The organism is Gilliamella sp. GillExp13, assembly GCF_001690815.1.
GTDB classification, from domain to species: domain Bacteria; phylum Pseudomonadota; class Gammaproteobacteria; order Enterobacterales; family Orbaceae; genus Gilliamella; species Gilliamella bombi.
Map to the genome: position 1 here is coordinate 18,722 of NZ_LZHJ01000030.1, position 9,841 is coordinate 28,562.

At 35.8% G+C, this 9,841-nt stretch carries 11 protein-coding genes; 6 read left to right on the top strand and 5 right to left on the bottom strand.

The features are described from left to right. Positions 1 to 5 precede the first annotated feature (5 nt). On the top strand, positions 6 to 905 hold the full coding sequence (locus tag A9G37_RS02870) for a heme biosynthesis HemY N-terminal domain-containing protein (RefSeq protein WP_034910989.1): 900 nt from the start codon (positions 6 to 8) through the stop codon (positions 903 to 905). Between the two features lie 88 nt (positions 906 to 993). On the opposite strand, the gene A9G37_RS02875 is transcribed toward A9G37_RS02870, so the two are convergent. Beyond that, the gene (locus A9G37_RS02875; RefSeq protein ID WP_034910991.1) at positions 994 to 1,317 is read right to left on the bottom strand and encodes an AzlD domain-containing protein; all 324 of its coding nucleotides are present in this window, start codon (positions 1,315 to 1,317) and stop codon (positions 994 to 996) included. After that, positions 1,304 to 2,008 carry an AzlC family ABC transporter permease gene (locus A9G37_RS02880; protein WP_034910993.1) on the bottom strand — a complete coding sequence of 235 codons (705 nt, stop codon included), beginning with the start codon at positions 2,006 to 2,008 and terminating at the stop codon, positions 1,304 to 1,306. Before A9G37_RS02880 ends, A9G37_RS02875 begins: the two co-directional genes overlap by 14 nt. 227 nt (positions 2,009 to 2,235) lie before the next feature. On the opposite strand from A9G37_RS02880, the gene gmk reads away from it, so the two are divergent. Then, positions 2,236 to 2,859 (top strand): guanylate kinase, encoded by a 624-nt coding sequence (gmk, locus tag A9G37_RS02885; protein WP_034910995.1) that lies wholly within the window; start codon positions 2,236 to 2,238, stop codon positions 2,857 to 2,859. A gap of 56 nt (positions 2,860 to 2,915) precedes the next feature. Here gmk and gloA read toward each other — a convergent pair whose 3' ends face one another. Both gloA and A9G37_RS02895 read right to left on the bottom strand, forming a co-directional pair. After that, a complete protein-coding gene (gene gloA / locus A9G37_RS02890; RefSeq protein WP_034910998.1) occupies positions 2,916 to 3,323 on the bottom strand; it encodes a lactoylglutathione lyase in 408 nt (135 codons plus the stop codon). A gap of 222 nt (positions 3,324 to 3,545) precedes the next feature. Beyond that, entirely contained in the window at positions 3,546 to 4,046 is a 501-nt protein-coding gene (locus A9G37_RS02895) for a glycine zipper 2TM domain-containing protein (RefSeq protein WP_034911001.1), read from the bottom strand. A gap of 166 nt (positions 4,047 to 4,212) precedes the next feature. Between A9G37_RS02895 and A9G37_RS02900 the strand changes: the two genes are divergently transcribed. The 3 genes from A9G37_RS02900 to pgm all read left to right on the top strand — a co-directional run bounded on the left by A9G37_RS02900 (position 4,213) and on the right by pgm (position 6,661). Continuing rightward, complete coding sequence (locus A9G37_RS02900; RefSeq protein ID WP_034911003.1) at positions 4,213 to 4,398, top strand: hypothetical protein; 186 nt, start codon at positions 4,213 to 4,215, stop codon at positions 4,396 to 4,398. A gap of 22 nt (positions 4,399 to 4,420) precedes the next feature. Next, positions 4,421 to 4,924, top strand: coding sequence for a hypothetical protein (locus A9G37_RS02905; RefSeq protein WP_034911006.1), 504 nt, complete (start codon positions 4,421 to 4,423; stop codon positions 4,922 to 4,924). Positions 4,925 to 5,023: 99 nt separating this feature from the next. Continuing rightward, entirely contained in the window at positions 5,024 to 6,661 is a 1,638-nt protein-coding gene (pgm, locus tag A9G37_RS02910; protein ID WP_034911007.1) for a phosphoglucomutase (alpha-D-glucose-1,6-bisphosphate-dependent), read from the top strand. 398 nt (positions 6,662 to 7,059) lie between these two features. On the opposite strand, the gene A9G37_RS02915 is transcribed toward pgm, so the two are convergent. Next, the gene (locus tag A9G37_RS02915; RefSeq protein ID WP_141671022.1) at positions 7,060 to 8,424 is read right to left on the bottom strand and encodes a hypothetical protein; all 1,365 of its coding nucleotides are present in this window, start codon (positions 8,422 to 8,424) and stop codon (positions 7,060 to 7,062) included. Positions 8,425 to 9,604: 1,180 nt separating this feature from the next. Here A9G37_RS02915 and A9G37_RS02920 point away from each other — a divergent pair. Continuing rightward, a partial coding sequence (locus A9G37_RS02920; protein WP_065574563.1) for a helix-turn-helix domain-containing protein occupies positions 9,605 to 9,841 on the top strand: 237 nt, incomplete at its 3' end.

Genomic DNA, 9,841 nt, shown 5'->3' on the forward strand with positions numbered 1-9,841 from the left:
TAATAATGATAAAAATACTAATTATTTTCTTAGTGCTAGTGGGTGGATTCTTTTTGGGACCATTATTACAAGGGCACCAAGGTTCAGCGGTATTTGAATTTGCCAAATATCGTGTCAGTATGTCATTTAATTCATTTATGATACTTGAATTAGTTGGTCTACTTTGCCTTTATTTAATTTACTGTTTGTTGAATAAAATTTTTAATTCTAAAACAGCATTAGGCAATTGGCTACGCTTAAAGTCGCCCAAAAAATCAATAAAACGTGTTGAACAAGCACAAATGTTATTACTTGAAGGTGATTATAAACAAGCTGCTAAACTATTTATCAAAAGTGCCAAAGGGGCAAAAAATACCACCTTATCGTATTTACTTGCGGCACAAGCTCAAATTGATAATGATGAATTAATCCCCGCTAATCAGTCACTAGAACAAGCCGCTAAAAGTTGCCAACCTAATGAGTTATTTGCCTTTCAGCTAGTACAAATTAGACTGCAACTAAAAAACCACGAATACACTACTGCACGCATCACATTAGATCAGCTACTAAACGAAAAACCTCGCAATGCTGAAGTACTTAGATTAGCAGATCAACTTTATTATGAAATGGGTGATTATCAAGCGATTATTGACCTATTACCTGCAATGTACAAAGCTAAAGTGTACAGCGAATCGCAACTAGATCAGTTTAAACAAGCAGCTTATATTGGTCGAATTAAGCAATTATCGACTAATAGTGATGCACAAACACTAGTAAAATGGTGGAATGAACAACCAAGAGCCATTTTAAATAATATGGCCTATCAAAAAGCGATGGCTAATTATCTCACTCAACTAGGCCAAGACAGCGAAGCAGAAAAGATATTAAAATCGATTAGTAAACTTGAACAAAAAGAAAGAACATAAAAAAATATAACAAGAAAAACAGGGCAATTGCCCTGTTTTTGTTTGAACTCACAATAATGATTAAAATTAAGTTATTGATTGATACAAATCAAATCATAAAATAGCGAATTAACGCCATAAAGCACATACCAGTAACTACAATACACATCAGATTCTTAGTCAAAAAGGCGACAATTACGGTTGGAATTGTCGCTAAGCAATATTCCACATTAAAATCTGGAAAATACCCTTCTTTTGCCACAAATAAATTTTGCACAAATAGTGCTGTTAAAATACATAAAGGTACATATGACAAGAATTGAGTCACAACATTAGGTAACTGAAACTTGCGAACCAATATAAATGGAATCACTCTTGGCAACCAAGTTACTAACCCGCAACCTAAAATAATCAATAAACTATAAGTTGTCATGCTTTTTCTCCATTGCCATACCCATAAAACAACCACCAAACGTACTGATTAAAATAGCCATTTCAGGTGACACAAAACGCATTAAGAAAATTAGCAAAACAGCAACGGTTAACATGGCTAAAAGCCGATTTTTAAGACTTTTGCTATTATCGCTGATCAATTGCAAATAGAGCAAACCAATAAACATGGCAACTAAAGCATAATCTAGGCCAAATTGCATAGGATCAGGCAACCACTCTCCGATTAAAGCACCAAGAAAACAAGACAAAATCCAAGTAATATAAGCCGTTAAATTAAGTCCATGCATCCAAGCAACATTAACTGGCACTTTATTTGTCATCGCATTTATTGCCACGGCAAAACTTTCGTCGGTCAATAAGCTACCGATACCAATATTATTTAATAACGATGATTTGCGAAAAGCTGGCGCTGTTGCCATACTCATCAAAAAATGACGTGAATTAACTAAAAAAACCGTAAAAATAATAGCCGAAATAGGCGTAGCTACTATCATTAATCCAGCAATAATAAACTGCGCAGCGCCTGCATAAACAATAATAGCCAGTAATGTAATTTCGAGTACCGATAAATTTGCCGATTTACCCACAACACCAGCAGCGATACCAATACCGATATACCCCAATAGTGTTGGGACACAAGCATAAACTCCATCTTTAAATGATAATGGCATAGATATTCCTTAATAATAACAATATGTTATAGATTAATATTGCCTATATTGCAAATACATATTAAAACTGACTATTTAAGTCTATTTTGACTAAAAACAAAACATTAATTTAATAACTTAATTTACAATAAGCCACAATATATTGTCGAATTTTGTTATAATATCGCTTAACTAATATTGATGACAATCAAAATAACTTAATAACAATTAATGTGACAAATATATCTATGCATACAGGAACTCTATTTATTATTTCTGCGCCAAGTGGTGCAGGCAAATCAAGCCTGATCCAAGCTTATCTAGCTCAAAAAAATCAACATCAAGCTAAAGTATCAATTTCGCATACTACGCGTGATCCTCGCCCAGGAGAAGCGCATGGTGAACACTATTACTTTGTGGATCACAAACACTTTGAATCTTTAATTGATCAGCAAGCATTTGTCGAATATGCCAACGTATTTGATCACTATTACGGAACATCTAAAGCCGAAATAGAACAAAGCCTATCGCAAGGAATTAATGTTTTTTTGGATATTGATTGGCAAGGTGCAAGGCAAGTACGCAAAAAAATGCCACAAGCAAAAAGCATATTTATATTACCACCTTCGCTCAAAGAGCTTGAAAACCGCCTAGTTAAACGAGGACAAGATGACAACAATGTGATTGTCAAAAGAATGCAAAAAGCTCGATCTGAAATTTCGCATTATAACGAATATGACTATGTCATTATTAACGATGATTTTGACACTTCATTAAATGCCTTAAGTTCCATTATTACCGCTGCCAGCCTTGAGCAACCAAAACAAGCTATCATCAATAGGCAATTATTAATAGATTTGCTAGGGGAATAATTCGAAATAAGATGAAAAATATCGCCCAAAAAGTGGCGATATTTTTATGGAATAAATTAATTACCTAACGCTTTATCAGCCTGATCATTTTGGATCAACTCTAACTTATAGCCATCAGGATCCTCAACAAAAGCAATAATGGTTGAGCCACCTTTTACAGGTCCCGCTTCGCGCGTTACCTTTCCTCCAGCTTGTTTGACATCATTACACATTTTAGCAACATCATCAACACCAATAGCTATATGACCAAACGCCGAACCATGCTCGTATTTATCAGTACCCCAATTATAAGTTAACTCAATAACTGAGCTAGTTATTTCATCACCATAACCAACAAATGCAAGTGAATATTTATATTCAGTATTTTCACTAGTTCTTAACACCCGCATTCCCATTACACGAGTATAAAAATCGATTGAGCGCTGTAGATCGCCAACTCGAATCATAGTATGTAATATACGCATTGCTTTATTATCCTTTTATAACAATTAATAATTTGTTTGAGTTTATACGTTAGAATTCAGACAGGCAAATTTTTGTTAAAAACTGAGTAATTATAGGTAGAAGACAAACAACAAAAATTGTCTTAATCAAATTATTAGCCGAAGCATTTCGCTCATCATCAAGATGAGCGAAAATTAGTTGTTATTTAAGGACAATATGTCCAAAACTAATAAAATTAAGCGTTATTTTTTTGTACTACTACCATAACGTGGTGATGCACTAATTTGTTTACCATTAGTGACTAAACGAACAGCTTGACCAGCGTAAAAATCGTTAGCCGAACCTTTTTGTACAAGAACAATATTAGATCCTTTTTCTTGCTTGATTTCTAACTCAACAGCGCTAGCTTGGCTAGATTTATTTTGAATAGCATCACCCAAAATCGCACCGCCAATAGCTCCTGTTGCAGCAGCTAACACACGACCACTACCATTACCAATAGTATTACCTAAAACGCCACCTATAACAGCACCACCAAGGCTACCTGCTACACTTTCACTTTTACCATTTGACGCATTAGCTTGAATTTTAACAGGTCGTACTGAAACAACTGTACCGTAACTTACTTGCTGAACTTGTTTTGCTTGATCTGCTGTATAAACATCGCCAGAATAAACATCACTATTGCTACATCCAGATAAAATTGCAGCTAAAATAGTTAACGTGACGATTTTTTTCATAATTCATTCCTCATATAATAATAGTATAAGCTTGTTATACGCAGTTTAGAATAATATTTTTTTTAAAAAACAACAATACCATTTTCATTATTTTATCAATATCCAATACAATTTATGCTTAAGTTAGGTTATACTCAGCACAAAAATTTATCAACTATGCAATGAATATATGAAACGGTTATTTTTTCTATTAACATTATCAGTTATGATAACTGCTTGTCATGATGCAAATCAAGCACCTACAAAAACCGATAATGCTGTCATTAAACAGCCATCGAATGATTGTTTAGATAACAAATCAACCCATGATTCGCATTTAGGCAAAATTCCTGCTTTAGGATGTCCCGTGAAATAATACAATAGGCACAAGTAACATAATGAAAAATATCGAAATCGACGAAGAATTATACCAATTTATTGCTGGTCAAACTAAACACATTGGCGAAGATGCATCAAGTATATTACGACGTTTATTAAACATAAACCAATCTACATCGGCAAAAAAACAGACTATTGCACAAAAAGAGAATCATTATCCCCTGTTTAATGACTTATTAACTAGTGACGCTTTCACGAACGAGAAATCCATTATTAGTCGCTTTATATTACTGCTTAGTGCGTTGTATAACTATAATCCAGCACTATTTGCCATTGCCACAACATCCTTACATGGGAGCAAGCGAAAATATTTAGCCAAAGATAAACAATTACTAGAAACATCAGGCAAAAACACAAAACCCCGCGAAATCATTGGTACACCTTATTGGGTTATCAGCAATACTAATACTGCCAGAAAATTATATATTATTGAATCAATAATGAGTGACATGGGCATATCTGAAACCATGATAAACCAAGTCACCAACGCATTTTTACCTTAATAGGTTAAATAAAAATAAAAAAACTAAAAACGTGATATAAACTCAACAGATTCACGTTTTTAGTCATATAAAGTATTTTTTATGAAAGAGGAGTAAAAAATGGCCAAGCAAAGCCGCGCAGGAATGTTAGCTCAACCATCAGATCTTATCAACGTTGAAACATTACGCAATAACTATTACCAAATCCAACCTGATACAGATAATGCTAGCCAATTAGTCATTTTTGGTACATCAGGTCATCGCGGAAGCTCAAACAAAGGCACATTTAATGAAGCACATATATTAGCCGTTGCTCAAGCAATTGCCGAATACCGCAAAGCGAACAACATTACAGGCCCTTGCTTTATTGGTCAGGACACACATGCCTTATCAGAACTTGCCTTAAAATCAGTGCTTGAAGTTTTTGTCGCCAATGAGCAAACCGTGGTTATGGCTAATGATTGGGGCTATACACCAACGCCTGTTATTTCGCATGCCATTTTAACTTACAATCAAAATAAACAATCACAACTATCAGACGGCATTGTTATCACTCCATCGCATAATCCACCAGAAGATGGCGGAATAAAATACAATCCAATCAATGGCGGACCTGCGGATACTGAAATCACCAAACAAATTGAAAACCGCGCCAACGAATTACTGAAAAATAAACTCAATGGTGTAAAACGTGTCACCTTAGACAAGGCTCTAAATTCAAATTACATCCACACCAAAGAATACGAAACCGACTATATCAACGATCTTGAAAACATTTTAGATCTCTCCCTTATCAAATCATCATCGCTCAAAATCGGTGTTGACCCATTGGGTGGTGCTGGTATTACCTATTGGCCACGCATTGCCGAAAAATATGGCATCAACCTTAATATTGTTAATAACAAAGTCGATCCAACTTTCAGCTTTATGCATCTAGATCATGACGAAGTTATTCGTATGGACTGCTCAAGCCGTTGGGCTATGGCTGGGTTATTAAAATTAAAAGACCAATTTGATTTAGCCTTTGGTAATGATACCGACTTTGATCGTCATGGCATTGTGACACCAAAAGGGCTAATGAACCCAAATGCCTACCTTTCAACCTGTGTTAATTACTTGTTCCAAAACCGTCCACAATGGCACAAAGATATTGCTATTGGTAAAACATTAGTCACAAGCTCAATGATCGACCGAGTTGCAAATAGCTTAAACAAACAATACTTAGAATACCCAGTTGGTTTTAAATGGTATGCCGATGGGCTTTACAATGGTAAACTTGGATTTGCTGGCGAAGAAAGCGCAGGCGCATCGTTTTTAAGAACGAACGGTAAAGTATGGTCTACCGACAAAGATGGCATTATTTTATGTCTGCTTGCTGCCGAAATGACGGCTAAACTAGGCAAAAACCCACAAGAACAGTACCAAGAACTTGAAGATAAATTTGGTATTTCTTATTATGGACGAATCCAAGCGCCAGCCTCGTTTAGTGAAAAACAAAAACTAGCCAAACTTGATGCTAGCCAACTAACCACCGACAACTTAGCGGGTGAAAAAATCACTCAATGTTTAACCACTGCACCAGCTAACAATGCTACAATTGGTGGGCTTAAAGTGATAACCCAAAACGGCTGGTTTGCCGCTCGCCCATCAGGAACAGAAGATGCTTACAAAATTTATGCAGAAAGCTTTATAAGTAACGAGCATTTAAATACACTTCAACAAGAAGCCCAAGAAATTGTAGCAAAGGCGATTAAATAACCGAAAAAAACAAACGCAATAAAAAACAGCAGCTATTTGGTTACTGTTTTTTCACATAAGCTTTTATTAGAAAGATATCAAAACAAACACACAAATAAAATTAATATGTTTTCTGAGCAATTTTTACCTAAAGCGGTGGAATTTTTTATATAAATAACTCAGATAGAATCTCTGATTTTATTAAAGTTTTTAAGTGAAATCAAATAACTATTGGTTAATTCTTTTTTATTGTGATGAATTTTAATAAAATGCTTTTGCGCTTTATACAAAAGCGTAAGCTTCAGTATTGCTGATCGAACCGCTTTTTTGCCTTCAATCATTAAAGTACCTAGACCTCAAACTTTTCCTGTTGGGACTTATCTTCACTTTGGTTCTGTCTTTTATTAACACCGTAACTCCTATCTACCCTTAAAAACACAAACAACCGAAATGTCAACATCAGCCTTCCTGACAGCACGACCGGTTCCGTTTACCTCGAGCCTCGCAATTCTATTTTTTTTATCTTCTATTTTCCAGTCACTTGTCCAATAAGAGCTGCCAAAGCCCGCATTAGTGTAATCTACCACAGGCCCCCACTCTGTAAAAAATCCTGCTCCTATTCGGCGTTGATAATGAATACTATTTGAAGATGGTTTAGCTCCAAATCCTGAGTCACCTTCATTAGTCAGATCACTTACCTGTGGAATATGATAACCTATACTATTACACCAAGATTCCTGATTAGAAAATGTATCTTTTTTAGATCGACTAACGTACCATTCCCTTAATTGAAATCCATATTTTAATACATTCTCACGACTATCTTTACCCACTAATTCAAACGTCTGTGGTAAACTTGGCTTGGAAATTATACTAGGACTGTCTGACTCTTTTTGACTATCGCTTGCTGCAGGCCCTGTTAATTTAACGCGTGCTACGACTTTCCCTCTATCAGCATTAGGAATCCATTTTTCACTAGCTGCAAGATTTGTTACCGTAGCAGTTATTCCCCCCTGAGTAACAGGTTCCCAAGTCAACTGACCAGGTTCTACTCCACCTATGATGAAATCAAAATATAAATTATCAGCTCCCGTTGTCGGAAAATTTTGATTGTATGAGTTTGGATAGGTTGATTGAACTAAAAATCCTTTTTTGTTATTCCATATATCAGCTGGACCAGCTTGTAAAGCATTACCCCAATACAGATTCGGCCTTACAAAACAAATGATTGGTGCTGCCTTCGGTTTGATGTAATATACTACAGTACGACCTTTAAAAGTGCTGGTGTTTGGTATACCGTAATTAGTGCTTATACTACCATCCGTACTACTTAATTCCACTTTATAAGGCGACTTACAAATATCTAAAACATCACTACGATTAACTGCTTGACCATCTCTATCAATTATCCTGAGCGTTATACTTCCTTTTATTTCAACTCCATTACCACCTTCGCCATCACCATCATCATCCTTCCAATAATGATAACGTTTCACTAAGCTATCTATACTCACTGAATTGGTTGCTGCTTGTACCATCATATCAATATCAGCAAAACTTTGGCCTTCTACGGGTAACTCAATTGGCTTTATAAACGAGGAACTATTAATTTCTGGTGTGATTTTACTACCATCCGATAATGTAATAGCCAATAGCTCATTAGTAGTTATAGCCTTAGTTCGACCTTCGTCAAAGGTTAAATAAGGTTCACTACCTTGTATAACACCGCTTGTATGAGCCGTTAGTGCTTGAGAGTTCGATGAATACGATAATAACGGAGTCAAGGGCAATACGCTCGAGAATGTAAAAATGAATTTTAGTCGCGGTATAAACAAATCTGCTAATTTTCCTAAAGAAATATCAGTTTGTAAGAATTTTTGATAATTTAGAGATTTAAGAGAATTTAAGATATAGGCCTGTCTATTCTTGTTCCTACGACAATAATCCATTATATTTCACCTATTAACGAATGTTCCATTTCATTTTTATTCACTTATTAAATAAGCTGATTTTCTATTACCAGTAAAAGTGTAATCTTTTGTGAAAATTTTGGCAAGTTTTCTTGATAATTTCTTAATTAAAATATGGTGTTAAATTTAGGAGTTTTTAAGTTTTGTGGAATGATTAATATTGCTGATAACTTCTAAAACACAAACATACCCAACAGCCCATAACCTTACTTTGTTATCGGCATGCTTTGATGCTGTGATAAGGCAAGCATATTAGCATTGTGGTGCTATAAGTGTGTTTTTTGCTCTAAAATTGTTCAGGTAGGCTATTGATTTTATTGAAGCTTTTATTTGCGTTTCTAAATAAAATCAAACAATTATAGGCTAGTTTTTTATTACGTTGCATTTGGCTTTTTAATAAAAGCGCTTTTGTTATTTGATAATAGCTATTAATAACAGCTTGTTAATAACAGTCAGTTAATAGCAAAAGCGCAAGCTTGAAAATTGTATCGGTCGAAGCATTGTTTTGACTTTCAGTCATTAAAGCGCTAGGTTCACAGACTTTGCCTGCTCAGCGCCCCAACTTACGCGGGGGCTTTATTCTTTGTTATATTATCCTCTCAAGCACCGTAACCACCTTCCGCACCCTAAGGATTAAGAACTAAACGCTAAAAACTAAGGTGCGGTGCAAAGGCCATAGCGGGACCAGCTGTCACTGGCTCTGTCGCTGTAGACGGCGGCGCCGTAGGACGAGTCGACAAAGAACTTGTCGAACTGGTCGCTACCTGAGGCGTCGCTCGCCCAGTAGCGGTTGCCGACGAAGCCCGCATCAGTGTAGTAGTAAAGGTAGCCCCACTCCGTGAAAAATCCTGCTCCTATGTGACGCTTGTAATGATCCGTCCCAGACGACGGCGTGGCGCCATCTATGCCATTTATATGGATCGGCTACACTAATTAGTACCAGTTTTATAAGGTCATTGTTATGATAAACTAAAAATAAGAGAAGGTAACAACAATGGCAATCGATTCATCACGAAGAGCAAAACGTAGCTTTACTAACGAGTTCAAAAAACAAATGGTCATGCTATATCAAAATGGTAAAAAACGTGCGGATATCGTCGCAGAGTATGACCTCACCAAATCAGCATTAGATAATTGGATAATGCAGTACCAAACTACCGGCTCATTCATCGCAAAAGATAATCGTCGAACTGAAGATAACGAACTTATCGCGCTACGCAAAGAGAATAAA